The sequence below is a fragment of the Erythrobacter sp. S267 genome (assembly GCF_057365045.1).
On sequence record NZ_CP200298.1, the window covers coordinates 2,598,451 to 2,623,653 of the forward strand.

The window sequence follows — 25,203 nt, forward strand, 5'->3', positions numbered from 1 at the left end:
CAAATCAAGCGGCCCCTCTTTAAATGCCCTTCTCGAAACTAAAGTGCCCCGCTCTGCTGGTGCGCCGTGTGTGAATGCGGCGCGGCAGAGCGGGGCGGGTGTGGACCTCATGCTGACCTCCAAGGGGCGGGGTCAACATGGGGCCCAATGCTTCGTGGTTGGTTCTAGCCGCCGAGCAGGATCAGGTTCTCGCCATCAACTGCGAGGCCTTGCGCCATCGCCTTTTCAAGCTCAGCCAGCAGTTCGGCGTGCTGCTCCGGATCCTTGGCAAAGACAATGTTGGCGAGGAATTGCGCATCCTCAGCATTCGTTACAGGCACGTCGCTGATGTCGCCCAAACGGCGCACTGCGCGGCGAGCGGCTCGCTCGGCCACCCAATTGGTGTCGCTGTGAGCGATCTCGATGTTGGTCGGCGTGCCATCAGCGCCCATGTCGAAGCGCACCTGGACAATGCCATTGCGAGCAACAGCGCTGCGCGCGGTTTCCGTGTGAGCAAGCGAGCGGTTGAGCGTGGCGGTCGCATCCGCCTTCCACTCCTCCATCGCAGCCTGCGAGGTCACGACGATGTCTGAGGCAGCCTCTCCGGCATTGGCGGCGGCGAAGGGGGTCATCGCGGCGAGAGCAAGCGCGGGGGCGAGAGCAGTTTTGGCGAGCAAATTCTTGGTAAAAGTCATTGGATCATCCTCAAATTCTACTGTTTGTCTCTTTGGATGATCGGCCGAGAAAAGCGGCGGGCTCAGGCATCAGCCCATACCCAAAATTGAGCCACCGCATTGCGGGGTCGATCAGGCGCTTCCGGGAGATTTAGGGGGTTGAAATTCTTCGACTTCCCTTCCGCGTCCAGAAAGAAAGTCGGCCAAAGTGCACCACAAAACAATCGCCACTCGGCGAGCGGTGAGGCCCCTCGCCCAATGTGCGCCAATCGGCGATGAAAGGATTAGCGTTACCGACGAACGGCGAGTGTCAGCGCTTAGCCCTTAGTCCAGCGGCTTCCACAGCGGACCGCCAATGTCGAAACCACGGCGCTCCAGCTGGTCGAGCACGCCGTCCTCTTCCGCGAGCACCCGTAGCGGCACTACCGCCAGCGTCGTGCCGGTGTCCGAGGCCGCCTCGGCGATCATGCCGGTCCATTGGTCGCGGATCTCGGTGCCGAGTTCCTCATCCGCCCAGGGCCAGCACTGGCCAAGCGCGATCTCGAGCGGGTTCTCCATCACAGTGGGCACCTTGAACGCGCGCCAATCCGCTCCGCGCCTGTCAATGATCGACTGACCTGCCTCGGTCGCTGTCATCGCCGCTTCGAGGCAGGGAATGTGCGAGCGCGGGTCGGCTTCGGCGAGATTGTCGAGCAGGTCTTCGCCGCGCATCCGCTCGGGCCGGATAATCGGCACATCGGCATCGTCGGCGGCATCCTTGACCACATCCGTCGCGTCGTCCGTCGTCTCGTCATCAAAGTCGAGCCTGCGGGCGAGCAGGTCAAAGCTGGTCATCAGGAAAGAGCGACGATCATAGTCGATGTCATACTCTTCCTCGAGCGCGGCGAGCCGCGCGCGCTGCTCCAGCGTCAGGTAGTCCGCCGCCACGCCCTTGTCGGGCAGCCGCGTAAAGCGCCCTCCGCGAAAGATCAGCCGGAACGCATCGCCGGGCGAGAATTTGGGCCGCGCGCGGATGATGACGCGGTCAGATTCGCTTACCGCCTCCTCCAGCCGATTGGGAAACCACGGCGTGGACTTGGGCACCGCCCGAATCTCTCCGACAAGTATGACGGTGCCAGTCGGCGTATCAATAAACCACATCGGCGCACCAGAACGCTGGGCGGTGACGAGGATTTGGTTGGTGGATTGGGACGGGGGTTCTTGGGCAGCGAGCGGTGAGGCAAGGGCGGCTAGTGCAAGGGCGCTGGAAATGAAGCGAGGGAAGTTCATGCGGAGAGCAATTAGCGCGATCAACCTGCATCCCACTTGAACGCTCTGGGTCCCCGCTGAAGCGGGGATGACTCCCTGCTTGTTATTCCCGCGAAAGCGGGAACCTAGGGCAGCAAAGGGTCAAAGCCGAAATCTTCCGCCAAATCTCGCCATTGCGGATTGTCCGCCTCGATTAGCTCTAACTTCCAAGCCCGTCGCCATTTCTTGATCCGCTTCTCCCGCTTGATCGCCGAGTCCATGTCTTCGTGAGCCTCAGACCAGACGAGGCGATTGACGCGATATTCTTTCGTGAAGCCGTCGAAAGTCCCCCCACGGTGCTTGGCAATGCGTGCGACTAGGTCCGATGTTACACCGCAATAGAGCGTGCCGTTGCGCTTGGATGCGAGGAGATAGACGGTTGGTGCGAACTCTCGTCTCATCACTCTAGGTCCCCGCTTTCGCGGGGATGACAGAGGGAGATCACGGAACCAACACCCCTTCTTCCTCTTGCTCCAACGGCACGATCAGCGAAGTCTGCTCGCTGTCATCGTCATAGGCGCAGCGCACGCGCATTAGCAGCGGCAGCTTCGCGCGGCCTGGAACCCAGTAGTCAAACACGCCATCAGAGGCGCAGTTGGCAGCGGAGATCGTCCGCGCTTCAAAGTGTTGCCGTGTTGTCATGCTTGATGAGCGTGGGTGCTCGGCGACATTGGCAACAAAGAAGGCCTGCTGTGCATCCAGCCTTTGCTGGATTTCCTCGCGGGAGATGCGGTGTGTGCCACCATGCTGGACCGTTATCCAATCGGGCTGATCGCTGACGGGCGGCGGGCCGGACAGGCTCCAGGGGCGATGGGCGGCGATCCACGGGATGCCTCCGCGTTCGACCATCAGGATGTGGGGGCTGCGCGGCTCCACACCCTCGTCCCGCTTGATCGAGTAACCTTCGGGAACGCCGCCCTCGCCATAGTCCATCGAGTTCACAAAGCGATCGACGAGCAGAGTGGTTTCTTCGCCCGTTTCCCAATCGATCTGGACGAAATAGACCTCCACCCGGGAGGCCTCGTAATAGCCCAGATTGTCGGTCGAGACGCGCAGCAGGAACAGGTGATCCTCGCTCACGCCGATTGGTTCCTCAACAAGGTCAATGAAGGTGTCAGGGCTTGCGGCGAGCGGGGCTGCGAAAGCCAAGCCGAGGGCGGCGAGAATGGACTTAAGAGGGCGGATTGTCACGGCACCAGCACCGTATCGAGCACCGCCTCGGCCGTCTCGGGATAGTCCATCGTATAGTGCAGGCCCCGGCTCTCCTTGCGTTCCAGCGCGCTGCGCACGATCAGCTCGGCGGATTGGAGCAGGTTGCGCAGTTCGATGAGGTCGGTCGTGACGCGGAAGCTTCCGTAATAATCGTCCACCTCCTTCGTTAAGAGCGCGATCCGATTGGCGGCGCGTTCGAGGCGCTTAGTGGTGCGAACAATGCCAACATAGTTCCACATGAAGCGGCGGATCTCGGTCCAGTTCTGCTTGATGACGACCTCTTCGTCCGAATCCGTCACGCGGCTTTCATCCCATGGCTTGATCTGCGGAGGCTCCTCCAGCTCGTCCCAGCGTGCGAGAATGTCGGAGGCCGCCGCATCGCCATAGACGAAGCATTCGAGCAGGGAGTTCGACGCCAAGCGGTTCGCACCATGAAGCCCGCTTTCGGTGCACTCACCCGCCGCCCATAGGCCGGGCAGATCGGTGCGCGCTTGCAGATCAACGACCACGCCGCCGCATGTATAGTGCTGCGCGGGGACGACTGGGATCGGGCCGGTGGTCATGTCGATGCCCAGCCCCAACAGCTTTTCATGGATCGTCGGGAAGTGCTCTTTCACAAACTCGGGCGGTTGGTGGCTGATATCGAGATGGACATAGTCGAGGCCGAACCGCTTGATCTGGTCATCAATTGCGCGCGCCACGACATCGCGGGGGGCGAGCTCCATCCGCTCCTTGTCGTAGTCCTCCATGAAGCGGTGGCCGGTTTCGGGGTGGAACAGCCGCCCGCCCTCGCCGCGGACCGCTTCGGTGATGAGGAAGTTTTTGACCTCGAGATTGTAGAGGCAGGTCGGGTGGAACTGCATCATCTCCATGTTGGAGACGCGCGCGCCTGCTCGCCATGCCATCGCGATGCCGTCCCCGGTGGCGCCGCGCGGTGCGGTGGAGAATTGGTAGACGCGGCCTGCGCCCCCGGCGGCAAGGATCGTGGCGCGGGCGGTGTGCCGTTCGACCCGACCCGTTTCCTCATTGAGTGCATAGACCCCCCAGACGCGGCCTGCGGCGGAGAATTTCTCCCGGTGGCGGTCAGTGATGAAGTCAATCGCGGTGCGCCCGCCCAGCATGGTGATGTTCGAGCTCGCCTCGGCCGCTTTGAGCAAAGCGGATTGCACCGCCCAGCCGGTCGCATCGTCAACATGGACGATCCGGCGATGCGAGTGCCCGCCCTCCCGCGTCAGGTGCAAAGCGTCTTCGTCACGGTTGAAGGGCACGCCCAGCTCGCACAGGCGATCTATGCTGTCAGGCGCACGCTCGATCACGAACTCGACTGCTTCACGGTCGTTCAGCCCCGCTCCGGCCACCATCGTGTCGCGCACGTGGTTGTCGAATGTGTCGCCTGCATCCAGCACAGCCGCGATCCCGCCCTGCGCCCAAGCGGTCGATCCTCCGGTAAGCGAACCCTTGGCGAGGACGAGGACGCGCTTAGTCTGCGCCAGCTCCAACGCCGCGGTTAGCCCAGCTGCGCCAGAGCCGATGATCAGGACGTCATATTGCGTGCGCGCTGCGGCGCTGTTGTCGGAAGCGTCTCCCATGTCCGCCGCAATGGCGCGCAAGGACGCCGCATGCAAGAGTGCGAGGTTCCAAACCTACCTTCGCAGGCTCGCCAACACTGGGCTTTGCAATGGCCCAGAGCATTGCGTGAAAAGCCGAAGTGTCATTTTTAATGCCTTGATCCGGCAGCCTTGTGCCAATGTCATGTTTGGAATTGGGGCGGGTAAGAAAACGGTGCGGTGAACCATACCCCTTATTTTGGATCGCAAATGGGGACGGGGCCGCACGCATTATGTCTATCGCTAGCAAAGCGAGCTGCATGCTTGGGAAGCATCAGCCGGTTCGCCACGCCGTAAAATGGGATGGCCACCAATATGTCGGCCACTGCGCAAATTGCGGCGCTTCTATAGAGAGAGTGAGCCCCGGTAGCTGGCGCGCACATCGCAAAGACGACACGCAGCGCTACAAGTCGGCTGACCAACTCGCCAGTCAGCGCAGTCGATACTTGGTCCGCGCTGGCGGCTATTTTCGCAGTCAGGATGACCACGCCGGGCAAGAAGAGCGTGCCGCCAAGGTCAGCGCCATAGTCATCTTGATTGTGTTCGCGGTCAGCTCTGTTGCCTATGCAGCCGATCAACAGCTGGACCAAAGCCTTCGCCAAGTGAGCGAGGGTTCGAGCTCTGACAAGGCCGACCGCGAAGACCACATTTGCCAAGTCGAGCGCGCCCGCAAGTCTGCGCGCGGCGAACCGGAACATATCTGATCAAGCGATCTAATCGACAAGCCGTGGCATGCGCGCCGTGAGTGCAGCTTTCCGGGTTAAGAAGACGGCTTTGGGCGATAGAAGCGCGCCTGCTACTCTGTTACGCTGCTGCTCGCTTTGGGAAAGAGGCACAAAGAGGCTCACGCTCAAAGCTGCGATATATTCGCGGGGGCGAGGAACATACGTGCCAACCCAAGCTTTAGCGAAGGACGCCGCCTGCTCTCATGTCCGCCCACAAGTTACTCTGCATGCTCGGTCGCCACTCTCCCGAACGCCGCGAGGTTGAATGGGACGGGCGACAATATGTCGGCCATTGCAAACATTGCGGCAAACCGATCGAGCGAATCAAACGCCGCAGCTGGCGCGAACGGACGGTGTGAGCGCATCTCCTTAGACCCAATCACCATCGATAGGAGAATGATTGGCGGGCTGGGCAATCGACCCGAAAATGCTGATGAATCAAGTGGGCGAGCATGGTAGCGTATTGCCAATCGGGAGGGACGACGTTGCAAGCCTTACGAAATCGACGCCCAGCAAACTGGATCAGCGGCTTTACAGCGTTGGTCTTGATTGCATTTCTTTTTGAAAGTGCGGGCGCAGCGCAAAACGGGTCTTCCAGAACAGTCTTGCTGCGCGAAACGGCAGGCACTGTCACATACAGAGTTGAAACCAGCACCCCGATCGCCGGGCCCGTTTGCTCGCTCGTTTCGTGGGACAGAGCTAACCAGACCGGCTTAACCTTCACTGTGGGCGCAACCGAAGCGTCGAGCACGCTCACCCTTTTCGGGCCGGTGGAAATGGCGGGCGAGTATGGTGGGGACTTGCTTCTGACTATCACAGCGTCAGGCCAAACAGCGCAGCGCAGCGCGTCCTTCACCCGGGCACCCGAACCCGGCGGGATCTTCTATTACATCACCAAATTGTCAGCGATTGGTGCCGATCATACTACGCTTCCGCTAATCGACGGCTTTGCCTTGGAGGATCAAGGAGGCACATCAGGCCGGTTAAGTGTTCCCTTCAATGATGATGGATACAAGCGGGCAGTACAGGAGTTTCACGCCTGCCTTGGGTCGCTCCCATCGCATTGGACCTTTGAGAGCTAGACCGCGCAGTCTTGCTCAGGTCGCCGTCAGCTGCACAAAGACATCTTCAAGATCCGCCTCGCGGGTGGTGACGTCTTCGACGGTGAGGCCTTGTTCTTGTAGGATCGCAAGGACTTGGCCAGCGCTCAGTTCGTCCTTGTCGTAAGTGACTTCGACGCCGCGTTCTCCGGTGAGTTCGACCTTGTTGAATGAGGCATGGCGTGGCGCGTCTGTCAGGTCACTCGCCACCGTCACCGCAACGATTTTCTCGCGCGCCATATCAACCAGCTCGCGTGTCGGCTTATGTGCGATCAGCTCGCCGTGATTGATAATCGCGATCTCGTCGCACAGTTCTTCGGCCTCTTCGAGATAGTGGGTGGTGAGGACGACGGTGACGCCGCCGGCGTTCAACTCCTTGACCAGATCCCAAAGCTGCCGGCGCAATTCGACATCGACGCCAGCGGTTGGCTCATCCAGCACCAGGATCGGCGGGGAATGGACCATCGCCTTGGCCACCAGCAGCCGCCGCTTCATCCCGCCAGAAAGCGTTCGCGCATAGGCATCGCGCTTATCGGCCAGCCGAACGGCTTCGAGCAATTCCTCGCTGCGGCGCTCCCCCTTGGGGATGCCGTAAAAGCCGCTGTGATTGTCGAGCACCTCAAACGGGGTGAAAAAGGGGTCGAAGACGATTTCCTGCGGGACGATCCCGATGGCGCGGCTGGCATTGCGGCGTTGTTCGTCAATGTCGAAGCCCCAGATCTCCGCCGAACCGCTTGTCTTGTTAACAAGCCCGGCCAGAATATTGATCAGCGTCGATTTGCCCGCGCCATTGGGGCCTAGCAGGCCAAAGATCGAGCCTTCCGGCACGTCAAAGCTAACACCTTTCAGCGCCAGCTTACCCTCGGCATCGGCGCCCTTTGCCCCCTTGGGCGGGGCGTAGCGTTTGACCAGATTATCGATGCGGATTGCAGGCGGGTTCATGCCCAAATGCCTTAAAGATGGTTGGCCATGGCGCAAGGAGTGAATCGGTTGTTAACCGAACTCCTTCTTCATCCGCTCATGTTCGATGCCTAACCGCCCATCTGTGAAAGAAGTCCTTTCCTTGATTTGGTGCGCATTTTTCTGGCGTCGCCTTGCAGCCGTGCTGGCTCTGGCCAGTGCGACCCTCGGCCTGCCTGCAGTAGCTAATGCGCAATCCACGGGCACTTACGATGCTCGAGCGGCTTTGATCGAGCCGCTGACCATTACCAAGCTGTCCGACCTCGATTTCGGAGATCTGGTTGTGACGACCGGAGGCACAGTGGTGCTGACGCCGACTGTCACGCCAACCTGTACAACGACGGGAGGTGTCATTCACAGCGCGGAGTGCACCCCGGCGGAGTTTGGCGGGTCAGGTCAAACCAATCAGCGCGTTCGCGTTCGACGTCCGATTGGCAACACGATCACGCTGACCGGTCCCGGTGCTGATATGACTGTGACTGACATCACGATCAATGGCGACCCGATGCTGATCCCGGTCCGTTCGAACCCGAATTGGGAGCGCTTTAGAATCGCGTCGGCGGATGGGACATTCATCTTCCGCGTAGGCGGTACGCTCAACGTCAATGCCAATCAGGCACCGGGCGTTTATACGGGCACTTTCGATATCCGGCTCGACTACCAGTAAGCATGAGCGATATCGGCCGGGAAATAGGGGTCGATAGCGATTGAATTGCGCGACATTGCGCAGTATTTACCCGTTCCCATGAGCACAGCTGCACCCGAAACCACTCTCGTCGAAACCCGTCGTGTGAGCTGCGATGGCGCCAGCGGGATCCGCGGCGGCGCAGACTATCGCCCTGCCGCCCTTGGCCATCCGCGCGTCTATCTTGAGATTGACGAAAGCGGCTATGTCGATTGCGGCTATTGCGACCGGCGCTTTGTCCTGAAGGGCGGCCCAGCTGATGGAGTGGAAGCTGCGACCCTTACGGAAAAAGCAGACGCAGAACCTTCTGCTCAGCCCTGAACTTGCCCCGCAAGGCCACCAGCGCAAAAATTTAACCAATGCCGTCCCGGTTTTGGTTGCAATTCAATCTTAACGCCTAGGCGGTAACACGCGAGCTTGAGTTAAGAAATCTGGGGCGCTTTTAATGTTTGGTTTGGTCAGGAAACTTGCCGCTGCGTTTGCGGCCATGACCTTTGCAGTGGTTCCGCAGGTAGCATCGGCGCAAAGCACCGATTCTGCCAGCGCGGAGGCTTTCCTCGTCACGCCGCTCAGCTTCGTCAAAGAGCTCGACCTCGATTTCGGCCAGATCATTCCGGGCGGAAGCGCAGGGACTGTGACCATGGATTCCACCGGAGCGGTGACCACTGCCGGTGGCGTATTGCAAGTAGATGGCACCCAACAGCCTGCGCGCTTCTGGGGCTATGGCTCCTTCAACCAGATCGTCATCATCAATGTCGATGCAAACTCCTACACGCTGACACGGCAGGGCGGGACCGAGACGATGATCATGGATCAGGTCCTGATCGGCAGCCGCCCTCCGATCAACATCACGACCAATCCGCGTCGCTTCCGCATCGCTAACCCGGATGGGTATTTTTCGTTTACGATGGCGGGCCGATTGCAAGTGGCCGCGCGGCAGGAACCAGGGATTTATGAAGGCCAGTTCACGGTAACGCTCGAATATCAGTAAACCGGAATAGGGTGTTCAGCGCGCTGAGGCCCTGCTGACGCACCCCTTGCGGATCACGGTTTGGGCCTAAATATCCGCTCATCGCGTGTTCAGCATCGCGTTCTATGGTATGTGATGGGGTTGAGGGTCTCCCCTTTGTGTTGAACCAGATGATGAGCAAAAACCATGATCAAAACCGCATTTACCCCGCTTCGCACAGTCGCTGCGACCGGCACTTTGGCCGCAGCCGCCCTCTTTGCTGCCCAGCCAGCACTCGCAGATCACCACGAGGAAGATGGTGAAACCGCTGAGATGACCGAAGGCGAAGAACGCCTTGCGCGCCTGCTCGAAGGGCGCGAAGCAGGTGAACCTCAGCGTTGCATCCGCCAGTTCCCCAACGACCGCATGGTAACGATTGACGAGACCGCTTACGTCTATGGAAGCGGCAAGACGATCTACGTCCAGCGCACCCGTCACCCAGAGCGAATCGACCGCAGCGATGCGCTTGTCCAACGCCGTTTTAACGCCTCGCAACTGTGCCGGATGGATATCGTGCAGACGATTGACCCCTTCAACGGCTTCTTCACCGGCGCGGTCTTCTTTGAGGATTTCGTCCCTTACACCCGCGTGGATGAGGATGACGCAGCCGAAGCCGCTGAATAATCTCAGCGACGGCCACACGGCCCAGAAAACGCAAAAAGGGGAGCCAGCGCGGCTCCCCTTTTCCGTTTGGGCCTTTTCCGTTTGGGCCTTTTTCGTTTCTCAGCCTGTGAAAGCCAGATCAGGCGGCGAGCATACCGCCCATCCGTTTGGTGATGATCTCTTCCGCTTCAGCCATGATGCCGTCGATCAGTTCCTGGCAGGTCGGGATATCGTTGATGAGGCCTGCGACCATGCCGCAGCTCCACGCGCCCTTGTCCATTTCGCCTTCCATCATGATCGACGGATAGACCCCTGCCACCTCTGGCAGGATGTCCTGGATGGTGATCGCATCGCCGAGCTCCTTCTCCTTCTCGAGCAAGCGCTCTACCGCCGCGTTGGTCATCACACGCTCGGTGTTGCGCAAGGGGCGCATGACGAGGCGCGTATCGAGTTCGGACGCTGCGACAATCGCCTGCTTCACATTTTCGTGCACCGGCGCTTCTTTGGTGGCGATAAAGCGGGTGCCCATGTTCATCCCCTGTGCGCCCATGGCGAGGCTGGCGACAAGGCTGCGTCCGTCGGCCATGCCGCCGCTGGAGACGAAGGGAATATCCAGCTCATCCGCAGCGCGTGGAAGCAGGATGAAGTTGGGGATGTCATCTTCGCCCGGATGTCCGCCGCACTCGAAACCATCGACAGAGACAGCATCGCAGCCGATCTCCTGAGCTTTGAGCGAGTGGCGCACGCTGGTGCATTTGTGGATCACCTTGATCCCGGCATCTTTGAGTGGCGGCAGCAGTTCGACCGGATTGCGGCCAGCGGTCTCAACCACCTTTACGCCGCCTTCGATCACGGCTTTGACGAGACCCGGATAGTCGGGCGGCGTGAGTGTCGGCAAGATCGTCAGATTCACGCCAAAGGGCTTGTCGGTCATATCCTTGCAGCGCGCGATTTCATTGGCGAGCTTCTCCGGCGTGCCCTGCGTCAGGCCAGTGATGATGCCGAGACCTCCGGCGTTGGAGACCGCCGCCGCCATCTCTGCAAAGCCGACATAATGCATGCCGCCCTGGATGATGGGGTGCTGGATCCCGAACATTTCGGTGATGGCGGTTTTCATGGCGTTGGTCCTTCCCGTGCATTGTCTGATTTGCGTGCGAGACAAGCGCAATATAGGCTGCGGCGCAAGCACGGTTTTGCAGACGGCGCAGCTTGCCGCTGCGTGCCGTAGCGTAAGGGAAACAAGGGAATTCACATGACCGACCATGAAGCAGCGCCGAAAGCTCGCGAATTGTTTCTCGCCAGCATGGCCGCAACTGGATTGGTCTATGGCATCGGCATCCTTGTGATTGCGGTGCTGGTGATCATCACCAGCGCGGCAAAGGGTATTGAGGAAGCCTTGCTCGACGGGGTCGTCTTTATCAGCTTCTTCGCCACGATGGGCGTCGCTCTGGCGGCGATCGCAGGCGTTTTACTGGTCGCGCCTTTGGGCACAGCGCTCAGCAAATTGATCCTGCGCGTGACGCCGGCGCGCTGGTGGCAGGGACCCCTGACCGGAGTGCTGGTTGCGCTGACGGTAGTGGCGTTGACGCTGATGGCGCTCTCCGCTTCGGGAGAGCCAGTGGACATGGGCACCTATGCCGTCGCCGCGATCCCCGTCCTGCTAGCTCCTTTTGCCGGAGCCTTTGTACAATATCGCATCCTGAACTGGGCCCCGCCGGAGCGCTTTGCCTAAGGCCTAGGCCTCACGCTCAATCGGGCCGGTCTCGCACAGGTCGCTCACCACACAGATATCGCATTTGGGAATGCGGGCGCGGCAGACGCGCTTGCCAAACTGGATAAGCCAGAAATGCCCATCGCGCATCGCCCAATCGGGGGAGCGCTCCTCCAATTGCTGCGCGGTCTTCTGGGCGGTCTTGGCATCCGTCAGCCCGATGCGGTTGCACACCCGGTGGACATGGGTGTCGACCGCAATGACATCCTCACCAAAGGTGAAGCTCATCACGATATCGGCGCATTTGCGGCCGATGCCCGGCAGGCTCATCAACCCCTCTCTGGTCGAGGGGACCACCCCGTCATGCTCCTCCAGCAATGCCGTGCAGAACTTGCGAATATTCTTCGTCTTGTTGTTGTAGAGCCCGCAAGGCTTGATCGCCTGAGCGATGTCGCTGTCCTCCAGCGCGAGCATATCCTCCGGGGTCTTCGCCAGCTTGAACAGGGCGCGCGTCGCGGCGGCCGTGTTGCGGTCGAGCGATTGGGCGGAAAGCATACAGGAGATGCACGAACGAAACGCGTCGGGCTGCCCCTTGGGGCCCTTGGCGTTTTTGGTCCGGCCCGGCATCGCCTTGGCCAGCTTGCGATAGACCTCTTCGACTTCGTTGAGCTCGAGCATGGTGGAGAAGCGCTCAGACCGGCTTTGCGGTTCCCGCCTCTTGCGCGGTTTTACAATCCGGCTCGGCCGGACAGCCGTCACAGTTCGGCGAGCGAGGGCGGCAATGGGTCTGGCCCAGCTTCTTCAGGAGGAGGTGATGCTCATCCATATCTGCCGCGCTCCAACCTGTGGGCAGGATCGGCATCAAGGCGTCATGGGTCTTGGCCGTGTCCGCCTTGGCCGGGACCACGCCCATACGCTGCATGATCCGCCGGTGATGGCCGTCGATGACCATCGTTTTACGCTGAAAGGTAGAGGCGTTCATCACGCCTGCTGAGTTCTTGCGCGCGACGCCGGGCAATGTTTCGAGCCATGCCATGGCCTCGGCGGTCGGGAGGTTGGAAAGATGCCGCAGATCGACGCTTCCGCGCTCTTCGATGATCGCGGCAAGGCATTGTTTGAGACGCTTGGCTGCTACGGTGGGGAAGGTCTGACGCTGGAGGCGTTTTTCAAGCTCTTCCTCGGATACTTGCGCGACCGCTTCCCACGATCCAAACTCCGCGATCAACGCATCGGTCGAGGCGTTGGAAGCCGCTGTCTTGGTCTGCGCTCCGATCACACCGTGGACCAGCACCCAGACCGGATCGCGGCGCCTTTCGGGCGGGCGGATGATCCGTCCGATGCTCGCAATCATCGCTGCCTGCAAGCGCTCGAGAACATCGGTGCGCGGGTCAAATCCGAGATCGAGCTGCACGCCTGAGCCCCCAACCGCCAAGCGCGAGCACCAGGCACGGCAACCACACCCATTTCATCTCCGACCAGAGCGTTGCGAGCCCTCTTTCAGAGAAAAAGCCCATACCAATCGGAGAGACCCGAACCGGCGTATAGGGCGCAAAGATGCGGGTATTGTCGAAGGGCCACAGCAATGCGACGCCCAGCCCGCCATTGGTCACCGCATCGAGCAGACCGTTGCTCGCCGTTGCCAGGGCGAGGAAGAGAAATCCGGTGAGCGAACGCGCCTCTCGCCACAGCAATGAGACCACTCCGGCGCATAATATAGCCACGACAAAGGAATGCGAGGCCCCGCGATGGCCCCAATCGTCGCCATATTCGATCCCGAAGCGGAAACCGATCACGTCGAAGTCCGGCACAATCGCCATGAACGCGCCCGCGACGGCGAGCTTGGGAGAGATGCGCCCCGACCCCAGCGCGGCAGCGGCCGCCAAAGGCACAATCAGATGCGTGACGGTCGACGTCACAGGCGGCTTAGCGCTCGAAAGTGAGGCTGAAGGTCACCGGCACGACCGGCGTGATCGAATCCAGCCCGGCGAGCTCCTGCAATTGCGCAAGGCCCTCGGTCAGTTCGAGTCGGCCCGCATCGACGATTACAGGCGCGTCCGACACCGCGAGCACGCGGTCTGCTCCGGCACGGGTGACAGTGACTTCGGATTGGAACGGGGCTTCGACGCCTTTGAGCGTGACTGTGCCATCCAGCGTGGTGGTCGTGCTCTCACCCACAGCCAGCGCTTCGAAAGCCGCAGGGTCGATGGTCGCCGTCACGGTCGCAGTCGGATTGTCCGCCACGACAAAGAAGATGTCGCGCATCCGCTCGTCACGAATGTCCACTCCGGTTGAGACGCTCGAGAGGTCGATGGTGATCTCCGCCGCGCCTTCTGCCGAGACGCTGCCGGTCACAGTCTCGAACGAATTGATCTCCGCGATTTCTCCGGCCTTGATCGACACATAGGCAAGCTCGGACGCCTCGCTGTCGATGGTCCAAGCGGCGGTAGTGACGGCGTCGGGTTCAGCCGGTGCCTGGGAGCAGGCGGTGAGGGTCAGGGCGAGGGTGGCAAGTGTGCCAGATGAAAAGCGAAAGGGCATATTGAAGCTCCAACAGATCCCGAGAGTTTGTCTTCAGGTACAGGCTTTGCCTATTCGGCGAATTGCTCGTTGCCAAGTGTTGACTGGCACATTGATTTGACGGAACCTTGCTTAGCTTTCCGGATTTTTCCGAGAATATCGAAGGGGCGCGCAAAGTGATTGAGGACAATGAAAACTCCACCGGTAGTCGCGTTGGTGGATCAATCGCGGCTGTCTTCATATCGGTGGTAGTTCTGATGGTCGTATCGGTAGTGGTCAGCCTTATTGCTAGCATGGCCAACTATTATCTATCCTCAATGAGGATTGAAGCTGCGAGCTTTTTTGGCGGAATCGTCGGCGGAATTGCTGGAACTTTTGCGGCTCGTCACGCATGCGATGCCGTACTTAAGTCATATTCTGGCCGAGTCGTGTTCTGCACCTTCGCCCTATTAGGCTTGGGGGCAATGCTTTTGGAGATCAACCAAGGTGTTTCATGGGCTTCATTGGCTCCGGCAGTGCAATGGGCTGCCATACTTTTCGTTAGTTGGTCGCTCTTTTGGCATGAAGAGTCGCCCTGACCGACAAGTCGGCCTCACTTTTTACCCTTCATACCGGTCACTCCCACTCAATCGTTCCCGGCGGCTTTGACGTATAGTCATAGACCACACGGTTGATGCCCTGCACTTCGTTGACGATCCGCGTTGCGACCTGCGTCAGGAAGCTCGCATCGAAGGGGTACACATCGGCGGTCATGCCGTCGGTGGAGGTGACCGCGCGCAATCCGCAGACGCTGTCATAGGTGCGCCCGTCGCCCATCACGCCGACCGTCTTGACCGGCAGCAACACCGCAAAAGCCTGCCAGATCGCATCATAGAGCCCCGCATTGCGGATCTCTTCGAGATAGATTGCGTCCGCTTTGCGCAGGATGTCGCAGCGTTCTTTCGTCACTTCGCCGGGGATGCGGATCGCAAGACCGGGTCCGGGGAAGGGATGGCGGCCGACGAAGGCTTCAGGCAGGCCAAGCTCGCGGCCCAGCTCGCGCACTTCGTCCTTGAACAATTCGCGCAGGGGCTCGACCAGATCCATGTTCATCCGCTCAGGCAGGCCGCCGACATTGTGGTGGCTCTTGATCGTGACGCTTGGCCCCCCGGTGAAGGAGACACTTTCGATCACGTCCGGGTAGAGCGTGCCTTGTGCAAGGAAATCCGCGCCGCCGACTTTCTTGGCCTCCGCTTCGAACAGGTCGATGAAGGCCCCGCCGATGAACTTGCGCTTTTTCTCTGGGTCAGTGACGCCTTCGAGACCGGCGAGGAAGGTCTCCTCCGCATCGACTGCCACAAGCGGGATGTTGTAGTGGTCGCGGAAGAGCGAGACGACTTGCTCGGTCTCGTTCAAGCGCATCAGGCCATGGTCGACATAAACGCAGGTGAGCTGGTCGCCGATCGCTTCGTGGATCAAGACTGCGGCGACAGCAGAATCGACCCCGCCTGACAGGCCACAGATGACGCGGCCATCTCCCACCTGCGCGCGGATTTCCTCGATCTTGGTCTTGCGGAACTCGGCCATCGTCCAGTCGCCTTTGAGGCCGCAGACATGGCGCACAAAGTTTGCCAGCAGCTTGCCGCCATCGGGCGTGTGGACGACTTCGGGGTGGAATTGGGTGCCGTAAAACCTGCGCTCCTCATCCGCGATCACCGCGAAAGGCGCGCCATCTGATGTGGCTACGATTTCGAAGCCATCAGCAAATTGCGTCACCTTGTCGCCATGACTCATCCAGACTTGGTGGCGCTCGCCCTCGGCCCACATGCCATCAAACAGAGCGCAAGGCTTGGTCACCGTGAGATAAGCGCGGCCAAACTCGCCGCCTTCTCCGGTTTCGTGGCCCGGACGGACCTCGCCGCCCAGCTGATGCGTCATCACCTGCTGGCCATAACAAATGCCAAGGATCGGAACGCCCGCTTCAAAGAAGCTTTGCGGCACGCGCGGGCTGTCTTCATCGGGCACACTGGCGGGAGAGCCGGAAAGGATAATCCCCTTGGGATTGAGCCTGCGAAACGCCTCTTCCGAAAGAGAGAAAGGCGCGATTTCCGAATAGACCCCGGCCTCGCGCACGCGGCGGGCGATCAACTGGGTAACCTGGCTGCCGAAATCGACGATCAGTATCGAATCTGGGGTGTGCTCTGCTTCCATGCGCGGCAGTTACGCGAGGGAGCGCGCGCCTGTCTAGCGCCTGTGGTGCAAGAGTTCGCAGCTATCGTCAGGAGGAACCGGGTCCGCCATAATATGTCGCGCTCATAGCAAAGTTTTATGTTGCATAATTCTCAACATAATTGCGATTTTCAGCATTTGAGTTTCACGCAATCGAACAACATATAGCCGCCATCGCCATGCATACAGTCCTTCTCTCTCCGGACTGTCACCCCAAAATCCGTGTGGCGTGCTTGGGTAGAGCGGTTTCCCCCAAATAGCCGTTCTGCCATCCTGCTTGCCGGTTTGCGAGCAGCCAAATGCGAGACAGCTTCGCGGCCTAGCGGTTTAATGTGCGGCCCCTTCCAGTGCCACACCAGCCCTTAAGCGTAGCGGATCGTGCAGCGCCATCCCCGACGCTGCGGCTGTTTTGGACGGTTTCGCTGGTTTGAGCAGCTCTTAGCGCCACTCTCTCCCCCTTGAGGCGCTGGGATCAAGAGGCTGCTCATTCCAGCGTCACCCTTTCGCAAGGGTCGGTCATAGCAGAGAGTGAGACGCGGCCACCCACCTCCCCCTCTAATCGGTGGCCGCGTCTCCATCCACCTTTCGGCGGATTGCGAGCGCATTTTTGCGCGTCGCTATGCATTCCCACGTGCACCGTTCGGAACGGAGTGATGAGGTTTTTGGATCAGAGCGTTCGGAAATCTCAATGCGCGAAGGCGTAACAATCTTACCCGTCAGTGCGTATTTATTATCAGAACCCGGGCGCAACCCTCTCCCCCTCTCCCGCGCCCACCAACCGAGAAATGTGAAAGGAAAAAACAATGCAAAACATTCTCGAAAAAGCGATCGCCATGGCTGTCGCGCTGACCGTCAGCACGGTCAGCTTCAACACGCTGATTGTTTAGGCGTGGGATCGTCTAAATCAGCGAACGCTTGAGCGAATAACGGGCCGGGCAGCGAACCTCTCTTCAAGAGGCGAGCTGCTCGGCCTTTTCGCGCAACTCACTCTTCAACAATTTGCCAATATGGCTGCGCGGCATTTCGTCTATCTTATAAAGTGCACAGAGCCGCTGTGTCTTGCCCAGCCGAGCATTGACGGATGTGAGCACCTCTTGCGGCCCGCGCGCGCCCTCTCCCAGGACCACGAAGCCCACCGGCGTCTCACCCCATTGGCGCGAAGGGATGCCGACGACCGCAGCTTCGACCACGTCGACCTCCCGTTCCAGCTCGGCTTCCAGATCACTGGGATAAATATTGAAGCCGCCCGAGATGATCATGTCCTTGGCGCGTCCGACCAGCTCGACAAAGCCATCCTCATCGACGCGGCCAATATCGCCCATCCGCATCCAGACGCCTCCGTCCGGATCGATATATTGCGCTTCGTTCGTTTTGTCGGGGCGGTTCTTGTAGCCGCTCATCATCGTGTGGCTTCGTCCGATCAAATTGCCAGGCGTGCCCGGCGGGACGGGGTTGTCGTTATCATCCAGCACCATCATCTCGCTGCCCGGTGCAGGCCGCCCGACCGTATGGAGCTTGTCGGGAAACTCGTGACACGCGAGCAAGCAGACAACCCCGCCTTCGGTCATCGAATATATCTCAATCAGCCCGCCCGGCATCCGGTTTAGAACTTCGCGCTTCAGAGGCGCAGGGAATGGGGCAGAGGTGCAATATTTGAGCTTCACCGACGACAGGTCATGCGCGTCAAAGCCGTCAAAATCCATCAAGCGCTGATATTGGACAGGCACCAGCATCGTCACTGTGGTCCGGTCCTCCTGCGCATGGGTCAGCCAGCGCGCGCAATCGAACTTGCCCATGATCCGCACCGTCCCGCCGGCCAGCAGCGGAGCGAGGAAGGCGACCATCGTCGTGTTCGAATAAAGCGGCGTCGAGGCAAGCGCGCGCACGGGCAGTCCTGCTTCCAGATAGGACAGAGCCGTCGCTGCGAACTGCCGCCAACGCATCTGGTGTGAATGGACGATCCCCTTGGGAATGCCGGTCGTGCCGCTGGAATAGATGATGTTGAAGGGGTCTTGGGGCGCAGGCTCAATATCAGGGGCGCGCGCTCCGGGAGGAGCCATCCAGCCTTCGATTTCCTCAAGAGGTACGCGGATCATGTCGGAGAGGAAGTCTGGGCCCAGCTCCGCCGCCTTGCCCGCATCAACGAACAGATGCGCCGCGCCAGAATCGCGCGCCATGCCCTCCAATTGCTCGGCCGAAGCACTGGTCGTCAGGGGAGCTGCGACGCCTCCTGCCCGCACCGCTGCAAGGAAGACGAGCGCGTAATTGACGCTGCTGCTGCCCAAAATCGCCACCGACTGCCCGCGTTTGAGGCCAGTCTCAATCAGCCGCGCAGCCAACCGTTCGACCAGGCCGATCAACTCCGCCCATGCACAATCGCCGTGATCATCGACCAGCGCTATCGCGTCAGGCTGCGCGCGCGACCAAGCGCGCAAAACCCCTGCAAAGCTGTCAAATGGCTCCGCGAGCTGCTCTCGAACGGCGTCAGCAAGCGGGTTATCGAGTGATGGAACCTTCATGAAGCCGATCTTAGCCTGCTGATTGCGACCAGCAAGCCCGGCTTGGTTCGCGCAAAGCAGGCGATTTCTTTACGCTTTGCCTTGATGATGTTTGCGGCATAGCAAAGGGAACAGACACAATGCGCCATCCAATCCTCACGCTCAAACAGGTTGGAGCTGTTCTGTCTGCTCTGTTGCTTGCCACCGGCCTTCCAGCTGCTGCACAGGAAAACGAGCCCGATGAGCGGAGCGAAGGCGCACCGACCCGCGATCCCGGCGAGCGCGTTCGAAGCGGGCCTCCGGGCATTGCTCCCACAGGCACGCCCAATGTCGTAGAGCGCCGCAATCAAATCATTCAAAAAGATCACAATGTCCTCGTCCTGCTGGCCCATCCCGATGATGAGATCCCCTTTGCCCCTGTCCTCTCCCGCATGGCGCGCGCGGGCAGCACGGTGACAGTGGTCTTTGCCACCAGCGGCGATGTCGGATCCGGCGTGAGCGGCCTGGAGCCGGGCGCTGAGCTTGCCGAACTGCGCGAAAGTGAGGGGCGCTGCGCGGCCTTTGCTCTCCAGCTGCCCGATCCGATCTTCTGGCAGCTTGGCGATGGCGAGCTCGCCACTCTGGCTCGCAATCCGGACAGTGCAGCACGCGATATGGAGGAGCGCACAACCGCTTTGCTCGACCTGATCAAGCCAAGCGTTGTGCTGACCTGGGGTCCGGATGGAGGCTATGGCCACGCCGATCACCGAATGATCAGCGCGGTCGCGACGCAGGTGATCCAAAGGATGGGAGAAGACCGCCCCGATCTCCTCTATCTGGCGCTTCCAGCCGACGTCGACGCCGTGCTGCCGGGCTATGATAGCTGGGCCAGAGTTGCGCCCGACCTCATCACCGATCGCATTCGGTATGAAATGTACGATATCGAGGCGACACGGCTCGCAATGGATTGTTATCAAAGTCAATTCGATGCCGAGACCCGCGCCATGGTGCCCAGCCTACTGCACCGCGACGTCTGGCAAGGCAAAGTCTCATTTCGGACCGCTTTTCCCTGAGCCACGCATGGCATTCTAACCGGGCAAGTTTGGCGCCGATCTGAGGTCGTGGAAAAGCCACTCCGAAACGGGCCTAAAGCTTGGGAAATGGGTCTGCTACGCCTATATAAAGGCTATGTCTGATAACACTCCCGATAACGGCTCGTCTGCACCTGCAAATCAAAAGATGCAGGGCGAGTATGGCGCTGATTCCATCAAAGTTCTCAAAGGTTTGGACGCTGTACGCAAGCGTCCGGGCATGTATATCGGTGACACTGATGACGGATCGGGTCTGCACCACATGGTGTTCGAGGTGTCAGACAACGCCATCGACGAAGCTCTTGCAGGCCATTGCGACCTCGTTCTGATCGAATTGAACGCCGATGGCAGCGTCTCGGTCGAAGATAATGGCCGAGGCATTCCTGTCGGCATGCACAAGGAAGAGGGCGTTTCGGCAGCAGAGGTCATCATGACCCAGCTGCACGCGGGCGGTAAGTTTGAAAACACCTCCGACGACAACGCCTATAAGGTCTCCGGCGGTCTGCACGGCGTGGGCGTCTCTGTGGTGAACGCGCTATCCGAATGGCTTGAGCTGACCATCTGGCGCGACGGCAAAGAGCACTGGATGCGCTTTGAGCACGGCGATGCGGTGGGCAGTCTGGAAGTGAAGGGCGACGCGCCGAAGGTCGACCAGAACCCCGACGATAACGGCTTCAAGAAGGGCACGCGCGTCACCTTCAAAGCCTCGACCGACACATTCAAGAACGTGACCGAGTTTGATTTCGAGAAGCTAGAGCACCGCTACCGCGAGCTTGCCTTCCTCAATTCCGGCGTCCGCATCCTGATCCGCGACAATCGCCCTGAAGAGCCGATTGAGCATGACCTGTTCTACGAAGGCGGCATCGCAGCCTTTGTGAAATGGCTCGACCGCAACAAGGAAGCTCTGATCGCAGATCCAATCTCGGTCTCAGCGGAGAAGGATGGCATCGGGATCGACGTCGCTCTGGAGTGGAACGACAGCTATTACGAGAACGTCCTCACCTTCACCAACAACATCCCGCAGCGCGACGGGGGCACGCACTTGGCGGCCTTCCGCGCGGCGCTAACGCGTACGCTCAACAATTACGCTGACCGTTCGGGCCTGTTGAAGAAGGAAAAGGTCTCGCTTTCGGGTGAGGATATGCGCGAAGGGCTGACCGCGATTGTCAGCGTGAAGCTGCCCGATCCCAAATTCTCTTCCCAGACCAAGGACAAGCTCGTCTCTTCTGAAGTCCGTCAGCCGCTGGAAAGCCTGATGGGTGAGAAGATGAACGATTGGTTGGAGGAAAATCCCGCCGACGCCAAGGCGATCATCCAGAAGATTGTCGATGCGGCCGCTGCACGCGAAGCCGCCAAGCGCGCCCGCGAGATGAGCCGCAAAGGCGCGATGAGCGTCGCTTCGCTACCCGGCAAACTCTCCGATTGCCGCGAACGTGATGCGACCAAGGCGGAAATCTTCCTGGTCGAGGGTGATTCCGCAGGCGGCTCTGCCAAAGGTGGGCGTGACAGCCAGTATCAGGCGATCCTGCCGCTCAAAGGCAAGATCCTCAATGTCGAGCGCGCACGGTTTGACCGGATCATCTCTTCCAAAGAAGTCGGCACGCTGATCCAGGCAATGGGCACCGGCATTCGCGATGAATTCGACATTGAGAAGCTGCGCTATCACAAGATTGTGATCATGACCGACGCTGACGTCGACGGCGCACACATCCGCACCCTGCTGCTGACCTTCTTCCACCGCCAGATGCCGGAGATTATCAAGGCCGGCCACCTCTACATTGCGCAACCGCCTTTGTTCAAAGTCGCCAAGGGCAAGAGCGAGGTCTATGTGAAGGATCAGGGAGAGCTCGACCGCTATCTGGTTGATGCAGGACTTCAAGGTCGCCTGCTGGAGACTGCTGGCGGGGCGCGTTCGGGGGACGATCTGCGCGCACTGGTCGACAGCGCCCTGCGCCTCAAAAACCTCATGGCCTTTGTCCCGCGCCGCTATGACCGCGCGGTGATCGAGCAGATGGCGCTATCAGGCGCGCTTGATCCGAAGCTCTCCGATGCTGCTGCGCGCCTCACCGCGCTCGAAGCGACGGCAGCGCGCCTGCAAGAGGGCGACGCGGATGCACGCTGGAGCGCCGAGGTGCGCGAAAGCGGCGACGTCCTATTCTCGCGCCTATGGCGCGGCGTCACCGACGTGCACGAGATCGATGCGCGTTTCCTCACCAGCACCGAAGCGATCAAGCTCCACGGCCTCGCCGCCAACGTCGCCGACGCCTATGTGGGCGCGGTGCATCTGGTCAAAGCAGGCGAAGCGGCTGCGGAAGAACCATCTGCGGAGGTCGAAGATGGCGAGGACACGGTTCTCGATGAAGATGCGATCACACGGCCAAGTCAGCTGCTCGAAGCCGTTCTGGCTGCGGGCCGCAAGGGCCTCTCGATCAGCCGCTATAAGGGTCTGGGTGAAATGAACCCAGAACAGCTGTGGGAGACCACGCTCGACCCTGAAAACCGCGTGCTTTTGCAGGTCAAGGTTGAGGATGCCGACGTCACGGATGAAATCTTCACCCGCCTGATGGGCGACGTGGTCGAACCGCGGCGCGAGTTCATTCAGGACAATGCACTCAATGTCGCCAATTTGGACGTATAGCGTGTCCTGATAGGCACTTGATCTCTGGGCGCTAAAGCCCGACATTCAAGTGCATGTCAGAAGCCGAACCCAACGACACCACCGCGCTCGAACATTGGAGCTTCCTGTTGCTTTTGGCGGCGGTCTCGGTGCTCTTGGTGTGGGTCGCATGGCCCTTTGCCGGACCGCTTCTGTGGGCAGGTCTTGCCGCGATCATGTTCCAGCCGCTCTACAAGTGGTCGCTGCGCACAATGCGCGGTCGGCGCAATTTGGCAGCCACGCTGACGCTGCTCATCATCTTTGTGGCCGTCCTTTTGCCCGCAATGTGGGTTGGGTCATTGGTGGTCGATCAGGCCGTGAGCCTCGTCAATTCGCTGCAAGAGAACCCAATTGATATCGCCGCATTGGTGCAGAACACGTTCGCCATGCTGCCCGCATCACTCCAGCAATTTGCGGCTGATAATGGCTTTACCGATGCAACAGTGATGCAGGATCGGCTTGAGGGCATCCTTGGAGAAAGCGCCGGGTTGATTGCCAGCCAGGCGGTATCGATTGGCAGCGGCGCGCTGGGCTTTGTGCTCAGCTTCTCAATCGGACTCTATGTCCTGTTCTTCTTGCTGCGCGATGGCAGCCGGATCGGAGAGACAATCCTCCACTCCGCCCCTGTCGAACGGGAAATTGCAGATCGGCTCGCAGAGCGGTTCCTCGGCATTGTTCGCGCGGTGATCAAGGGATCGGGCGTTGTCGGCCTTGTGCAGGGAACGCTCGGCGGGATCATGCTCGCGATTGCAGGCGTGCCGTCGGCGTTGCTGCTGGGCGTGCTGATGGCAATTCTGGCCCTGATCCCTGCGGTGGGCACAGCTCTTGTCTGGGCGCCCGCGGGCATCTGGCTGATACTTTCGGGCGAGGTCGGTTGGGGCATTTTCGTGCTTGCCGGAGGTGGGATCATCATCTCCTCAGTCGACAATGTCTTGCGTCCCGTTCTGGTAGGCCGCGACACCGGTATCCCCGACTGGGTGATCTTGATCACAACCTTAGGCGGCATCTCCATCGCAGGCTTTGCTGGCATCGTGCTTGGCCCGCTGGTCGCAGGTCTGTTCCTGGCCAGCTGGTCGATCCTGCAAGAACAACGCGCCGAGGATGAGGAAGCACGCGAGCGCTATCGGATGCGCGTGGGCCCGGATGGCAAGGCGATCACGGCTGATGAGGCCGCGGCCAGAGAAGCGCTCGCCAATGACGACTCAGGCGATAGCGCACCCAAGACCGCCACTCCCCAAGAGGCTGCCTAAAGTATGCCTTCACCTTTGGGGCCTTCAGTCGCACCCGGCAGCCAGGCCGAGCAAGTCGGGCGGCTGATCATTGCGCTAGTGCTGGTGCTGTGGGTGCCTTCACTGCCCGGCGGCAATTACCTCATGTATCCCTTCGTGATCCTGACCACATGGTTTCACGAGATGGGTCACGGAATTGCTGCCATGCTGATGGGGCAGGAGTTTAATCAACTTCTCATTCTGCCAAACGGATCAGGTCTGGCCGAAGTTGCCCTCGACCCAGATGCAGGGCGTTTGACCCTGGCCATTTTCGCCGCCGGAGGCCCACTTGGGCCGGTCCTGGTTGGCGCCGGCATGATCATGGCCAGCGCGCATCCGCGTCTGTGGAGGCCCGTGCTCCTCGGTCTTGCCGGGGTGATCCTGCTATCCGTCGCGTTCTATGTTCGCTCAGCCGTTGGCATTGTTGTACTGCCTTTGGTTGCAGCGGCGCTCGGTGTGATTGCGTGGAAGGCGCCTGACGGTCTCACCCGTTTTACCATTCAGTTCCTCGGCATGCTCGGCGCGCTCAGCATGGTCGCGGACTTCAACTATCTGTTCAGTGAGGAGGCGGTGATCGCAGGGCAGGTGCTCGCATCGGATACTGGCGCGATTGAGGATGCTCTGTTCCTGCCGCATTGGGTGTGGGCGACGCTCATTCTCGCGACCTCGATCCTCGCGGTTGGAGCGAGCCTCAAATATGCATTATCGGACGAGCGCCGGAAGCTCCCGCCGCGCAAACCGCCCGCCAATGTCTTGCAGTTCAAACGCCGGCCCTAGAAGGCCCTAAGACGCCACTCTAATGGTGTTGAGCCCGCGCGCGCCGTTGCCGGTCTCTCCCGACAACCCGATAAAGATCGTGTCGATAATCCGCGCCAGCTTTTCCTCGGTCAGCTTATCGCCGAGATAAATCAGCGAATCCGGGATCGTGTAGTTCGACACCATCTGGTTCACGAGGCTCAGCGCTTCATCGATCTCCAGCCCAGCCATAAAGCCGTCTGCCTGCGCCTGAACGATAATCTCGCACAGATAGTGGTCGGCCAGATCGACATAGGACCGCACGCGTTCAAAGTTCGCCGCGCCCATCTCGCAGATCATGGTGAAATTGGCAGGGTCCGCCCGCCAGCGATCGCGCGAGATCACGAAGCGGCGGCGGAAGAATTCGTACATCTTGCGATTGGCGGGAAGATCGGTGGCGAGCACCTCCTCCATCACCGTCATATGCTCGGTGAGCCAGATCTGCGCAACCGCGTCAAACAGGTCGTCATAGTCCGGGAAAATCTGCTCAAACCGCGAGCGCGCGAGGCCGCTTTCGGTGAGCGTGGTGTTGTAGGAGATCTCCATCCCCCGCTCTTTAACAAGGTCGAGCACCATGCTCGCAATTCGCTTGCGTTCAGCCTGAAGAGTCTCTTGCGTGAGTGGCATGGGGGCGCGCGC

26 protein-coding genes are annotated in these 25,203 nt (G+C 60.1%); 12 read left to right on the forward strand and 14 right to left on the reverse strand.

What is annotated here, in order from left to right; all coding sequences use genetic code 11:
- Window positions 1-164: 164 nt before the first annotated feature.
- The 5 genes from AC0V6X_RS12200 to nadB form a co-directional block, all read right to left on the reverse strand.
- Window positions 165-674, reverse strand: coding sequence for a TonB family protein (locus AC0V6X_RS12200; protein ID WP_486184816.1), 510 nt, complete (start codon window positions 672-674; stop codon window positions 165-167).
- A 303-nt stretch (window positions 675-977) separates the two neighbouring features.
- Window positions 978-1,922, reverse strand: coding sequence for a TraB/GumN family protein (locus tag AC0V6X_RS12205; RefSeq protein WP_486184817.1), 945 nt, complete (start codon window positions 1,920-1,922; stop codon window positions 978-980).
- Window positions 1,923-2,026: 104 nt separating this feature from the next.
- Window positions 2,027-2,341 (reverse strand): GIY-YIG nuclease family protein, encoded by a 315-nt coding sequence (locus AC0V6X_RS12210; protein ID WP_486184818.1) that lies wholly within the window; start codon window positions 2,339-2,341, stop codon window positions 2,027-2,029.
- Window positions 2,342-2,381: 40 nt separating this feature from the next.
- Complete coding sequence (locus AC0V6X_RS12215) at window positions 2,382-3,131, reverse strand: hypothetical protein (RefSeq protein ID WP_486184819.1); 750 nt, start codon at window positions 3,129-3,131, stop codon at window positions 2,382-2,384.
- Window positions 3,128-4,741, reverse strand: a complete 1,614-nt coding sequence (gene nadB, locus AC0V6X_RS12220; RefSeq protein ID WP_486184820.1) for an L-aspartate oxidase — start codon at window positions 4,739-4,741, stop codon at window positions 3,128-3,130. Before nadB ends, AC0V6X_RS12215 begins: the two co-directional genes overlap by 4 nt.
- Before the next feature lie 374 nt (window positions 4,742-5,115).
- Here nadB and AC0V6X_RS12225 point away from each other — a divergent pair, with 374 nt between their 5' ends.
- Both AC0V6X_RS12225 and AC0V6X_RS12230 read left to right on the forward strand, forming a co-directional pair.
- A complete protein-coding gene (locus AC0V6X_RS12225; RefSeq protein ID WP_486184821.1) occupies window positions 5,116-5,463 on the forward strand; it encodes a hypothetical protein in 348 nt (115 codons plus the stop codon).
- Window positions 5,464-6,029: 566 nt separating this feature from the next.
- A complete protein-coding gene (locus AC0V6X_RS12230) occupies window positions 6,030-6,566 on the forward strand; it encodes a hypothetical protein (RefSeq protein WP_486184822.1) in 537 nt (178 codons plus the stop codon).
- A 15-nt stretch (window positions 6,567-6,581) separates the two neighbouring features.
- Here AC0V6X_RS12230 and AC0V6X_RS12235 read toward each other — a convergent pair whose 3' ends face one another.
- A complete protein-coding gene (locus AC0V6X_RS12235) occupies window positions 6,582-7,526 on the reverse strand; it encodes an ABC transporter ATP-binding protein (RefSeq protein WP_486184823.1) in 945 nt (314 codons plus the stop codon).
- Window positions 7,527-7,647: 121 nt separating this feature from the next.
- Here AC0V6X_RS12235 and AC0V6X_RS12240 point away from each other — a divergent pair, with 121 nt between their 5' ends.
- The 4 genes from AC0V6X_RS12240 (at window position 7,648) to AC0V6X_RS12255 (ending at window position 9,862) form a co-directional block, all read left to right on the forward strand.
- Window positions 7,648-8,211, forward strand: coding sequence for a DUF4402 domain-containing protein (locus tag AC0V6X_RS12240; protein ID WP_486184824.1), 564 nt, complete (start codon window positions 7,648-7,650; stop codon window positions 8,209-8,211).
- 78 nt (window positions 8,212-8,289) lie between these two features.
- The gene (locus tag AC0V6X_RS12245; RefSeq protein ID WP_486184825.1) at window positions 8,290-8,550 is read left to right on the forward strand and encodes a zinc-finger domain-containing protein; all 261 of its coding nucleotides are present in this window, start codon (window positions 8,290-8,292) and stop codon (window positions 8,548-8,550) included.
- A 124-nt stretch (window positions 8,551-8,674) separates the two neighbouring features.
- Window positions 8,675-9,220 carry a DUF4402 domain-containing protein gene (locus tag AC0V6X_RS12250; protein ID WP_486184826.1) on the forward strand — a complete coding sequence of 182 codons (546 nt, stop codon included), beginning with the start codon at window positions 8,675-8,677 and terminating at the stop codon, window positions 9,218-9,220.
- Window positions 9,221-9,385: 165 nt separating this feature from the next.
- Complete coding sequence (locus AC0V6X_RS12255; RefSeq protein ID WP_486184827.1) at window positions 9,386-9,862, forward strand: hypothetical protein; 477 nt, start codon at window positions 9,386-9,388, stop codon at window positions 9,860-9,862.
- A gap of 118 nt (window positions 9,863-9,980) precedes the next feature.
- Here AC0V6X_RS12255 and AC0V6X_RS12260 read toward each other — a convergent pair whose 3' ends face one another.
- A complete protein-coding gene (locus AC0V6X_RS12260) occupies window positions 9,981-10,958 on the reverse strand; it encodes an NAD(P)H-dependent flavin oxidoreductase (protein ID WP_486184828.1) in 978 nt (325 codons plus the stop codon).
- Window positions 10,959-11,093: 135 nt separating this feature from the next.
- Between AC0V6X_RS12260 and AC0V6X_RS12265 the strand changes: the two genes are divergently transcribed.
- Window positions 11,094-11,573, forward strand: a complete 480-nt coding sequence (locus tag AC0V6X_RS12265; protein WP_486184829.1) for a hypothetical protein — start codon at window positions 11,094-11,096, stop codon at window positions 11,571-11,573.
- A gap of 3 nt (window positions 11,574-11,576) precedes the next feature.
- Here AC0V6X_RS12265 and AC0V6X_RS12270 read toward each other — a convergent pair whose 3' ends face one another.
- The 4 genes from AC0V6X_RS12270 to AC0V6X_RS12285 are packed head-to-tail and all read right to left on the reverse strand — an operon-like array spanning window position 11,577 to window position 14,090.
- On the reverse strand, window positions 11,577-12,230 hold the full coding sequence (locus AC0V6X_RS12270) for an endonuclease III domain-containing protein (protein ID WP_486184830.1): 654 nt from the start codon (window positions 12,228-12,230) through the stop codon (window positions 11,577-11,579).
- A 13-nt stretch (window positions 12,231-12,243) separates the two neighbouring features.
- A complete protein-coding gene (locus tag AC0V6X_RS12275; protein ID WP_486184831.1) occupies window positions 12,244-12,963 on the reverse strand; it encodes an endonuclease III domain-containing protein in 720 nt (239 codons plus the stop codon).
- A complete protein-coding gene (locus tag AC0V6X_RS12280; protein WP_486184832.1) occupies window positions 12,941-13,468 on the reverse strand; it encodes a metal-dependent hydrolase in 528 nt (175 codons plus the stop codon). Before AC0V6X_RS12280 ends, AC0V6X_RS12275 begins: the two co-directional genes overlap by 23 nt.
- Before the next feature lie 7 nt (window positions 13,469-13,475).
- Window positions 13,476-14,090 (reverse strand): YceI family protein, encoded by a 615-nt coding sequence (locus AC0V6X_RS12285; protein WP_486184833.1) that lies wholly within the window; start codon window positions 14,088-14,090, stop codon window positions 13,476-13,478.
- Window positions 14,091-14,197: 107 nt separating this feature from the next.
- On the opposite strand from AC0V6X_RS12285, the gene AC0V6X_RS12290 reads away from it, so the two are divergent.
- Window positions 14,198-14,647 carry a hypothetical protein gene (locus AC0V6X_RS12290; RefSeq protein WP_486184834.1) on the forward strand — a complete coding sequence of 150 codons (450 nt, stop codon included), beginning with the start codon at window positions 14,198-14,200 and terminating at the stop codon, window positions 14,645-14,647.
- A 37-nt stretch (window positions 14,648-14,684) separates the two neighbouring features.
- Here the strand turns inward: AC0V6X_RS12290 and guaA are convergent, their stop codons facing one another.
- On the reverse strand, window positions 14,685-16,259 hold the full coding sequence (guaA, locus tag AC0V6X_RS12295) for a glutamine-hydrolyzing GMP synthase (RefSeq protein WP_486184835.1): 1,575 nt from the start codon (window positions 16,257-16,259) through the stop codon (window positions 14,685-14,687).
- 968 nt (window positions 16,260-17,227) lie between these two features.
- Window positions 17,228-18,796, reverse strand: a complete 1,569-nt coding sequence (locus AC0V6X_RS12300; RefSeq protein ID WP_486184836.1) for a class I adenylate-forming enzyme family protein — start codon at window positions 18,794-18,796, stop codon at window positions 17,228-17,230.
- Between the two features lie 119 nt (window positions 18,797-18,915).
- On the opposite strand from AC0V6X_RS12300, the gene AC0V6X_RS12305 reads away from it, so the two are divergent.
- From AC0V6X_RS12305 to AC0V6X_RS12320, 4 genes are all read left to right on the forward strand, one after another.
- Window positions 18,916-19,827, forward strand: a complete 912-nt coding sequence (locus AC0V6X_RS12305; RefSeq protein ID WP_486184837.1) for a PIG-L deacetylase family protein — start codon at window positions 18,916-18,918, stop codon at window positions 19,825-19,827.
- 115 nt (window positions 19,828-19,942) lie between these two features.
- Window positions 19,943-22,483, forward strand: a complete 2,541-nt coding sequence (gene gyrB / locus AC0V6X_RS12310; RefSeq protein ID WP_486184838.1) for a DNA topoisomerase (ATP-hydrolyzing) subunit B — start codon at window positions 19,943-19,945, stop codon at window positions 22,481-22,483.
- Window positions 22,484-22,536: 53 nt separating this feature from the next.
- Window positions 22,537-23,751, forward strand: a complete 1,215-nt coding sequence (locus AC0V6X_RS12315; protein ID WP_486184839.1) for an AI-2E family transporter — start codon at window positions 22,537-22,539, stop codon at window positions 23,749-23,751.
- 3 nt (window positions 23,752-23,754) lie between these two features.
- On the forward strand, window positions 23,755-24,546 hold the full coding sequence (locus AC0V6X_RS12320) for a M50 family metallopeptidase (RefSeq protein WP_486184840.1): 792 nt from the start codon (window positions 23,755-23,757) through the stop codon (window positions 24,544-24,546).
- 6 nt (window positions 24,547-24,552) lie between these two features.
- Here the strand turns inward: AC0V6X_RS12320 and AC0V6X_RS12325 are convergent, their stop codons facing one another.
- On the reverse strand, window positions 24,553-25,191 hold the full coding sequence (locus AC0V6X_RS12325; protein WP_486184841.1) for a hypothetical protein: 639 nt from the start codon (window positions 25,189-25,191) through the stop codon (window positions 24,553-24,555).
- Window positions 25,192-25,203: the final 12 nt, after the last annotated feature.

What these genes read in the sequence shown, in the direction of transcription:
- AC0V6X_RS12200 (WP_486184816.1), bottom strand. Translation starts at nt 674, where the DNA reads ATGACTTTTACCAAGAATTTGCTCGCCAAAACTGCTCTCGCCCCCGCG.
- AC0V6X_RS12205 (WP_486184817.1), bottom strand. Translation starts at nt 1,922, where the DNA reads ATGAACTTCCCTCGCTTCATTTCCAGCGCCCTTGCACTAGCCGCCCTT.
- AC0V6X_RS12210 (WP_486184818.1), bottom strand. Translation starts at nt 2,341, where the DNA reads ATGAGACGAGAGTTCGCACCAACCGTCTATCTCCTCGCATCCAAGCGC.
- nadB (WP_486184820.1), bottom strand. Translation starts at nt 4,741, where the DNA reads ATGGGAGACGCTTCCGACAACAGCGCCGCAGCGCGCACGCAATATGAC.
- AC0V6X_RS12235 (WP_486184823.1), bottom strand. Translation starts at nt 7,526, where the DNA reads ATGAACCCGCCTGCAATCCGCATCGATAATCTGGTCAAACGCTACGCC.
- AC0V6X_RS12245 (WP_486184825.1), top strand. Translation starts at nt 8,290, where the DNA reads ATGAGCACAGCTGCACCCGAAACCACTCTCGTCGAAACCCGTCGTGTG.
- AC0V6X_RS12250 (WP_486184826.1), top strand. Translation starts at nt 8,675, where the DNA reads ATGTTTGGTTTGGTCAGGAAACTTGCCGCTGCGTTTGCGGCCATGACC.
- AC0V6X_RS12255 (WP_486184827.1), top strand. Translation starts at nt 9,386, where the DNA reads ATGATCAAAACCGCATTTACCCCGCTTCGCACAGTCGCTGCGACCGGC.
- AC0V6X_RS12260 (WP_486184828.1), bottom strand. Translation starts at nt 10,958, where the DNA reads ATGAAAACCGCCATCACCGAAATGTTCGGGATCCAGCACCCCATCATC.
- AC0V6X_RS12265 (WP_486184829.1), top strand. Translation starts at nt 11,094, where the DNA reads ATGACCGACCATGAAGCAGCGCCGAAAGCTCGCGAATTGTTTCTCGCC.
- AC0V6X_RS12270 (WP_486184830.1), bottom strand. Translation starts at nt 12,230, where the DNA reads ATGCTCGAGCTCAACGAAGTCGAAGAGGTCTATCGCAAGCTGGCCAAG.
- AC0V6X_RS12285 (WP_486184833.1), bottom strand. Translation starts at nt 14,090, where the DNA reads ATGCCCTTTCGCTTTTCATCTGGCACACTTGCCACCCTCGCCCTGACC.
- guaA (WP_486184835.1), bottom strand. Translation starts at nt 16,259, where the DNA reads ATGGAAGCAGAGCACACCCCAGATTCGATACTGATCGTCGATTTCGGC.
- AC0V6X_RS12300 (WP_486184836.1), bottom strand. Translation starts at nt 18,796, where the DNA reads ATGAAGGTTCCATCACTCGATAACCCGCTTGCTGACGCCGTTCGAGAG.
- AC0V6X_RS12305 (WP_486184837.1), top strand. Translation starts at nt 18,916, where the DNA reads ATGCGCCATCCAATCCTCACGCTCAAACAGGTTGGAGCTGTTCTGTCT.
- gyrB (WP_486184838.1), top strand. Translation starts at nt 19,943, where the DNA reads ATGTCTGATAACACTCCCGATAACGGCTCGTCTGCACCTGCAAATCAA.
- AC0V6X_RS12315 (WP_486184839.1), top strand. Translation starts at nt 22,537, where the DNA reads ATGTCAGAAGCCGAACCCAACGACACCACCGCGCTCGAACATTGGAGC.
- AC0V6X_RS12320 (WP_486184840.1), top strand. Translation starts at nt 23,755, where the DNA reads ATGCCTTCACCTTTGGGGCCTTCAGTCGCACCCGGCAGCCAGGCCGAG.
- AC0V6X_RS12325 (WP_486184841.1), bottom strand. Translation starts at nt 25,191, where the DNA reads ATGCCACTCACGCAAGAGACTCTTCAGGCTGAACGCAAGCGAATTGCG.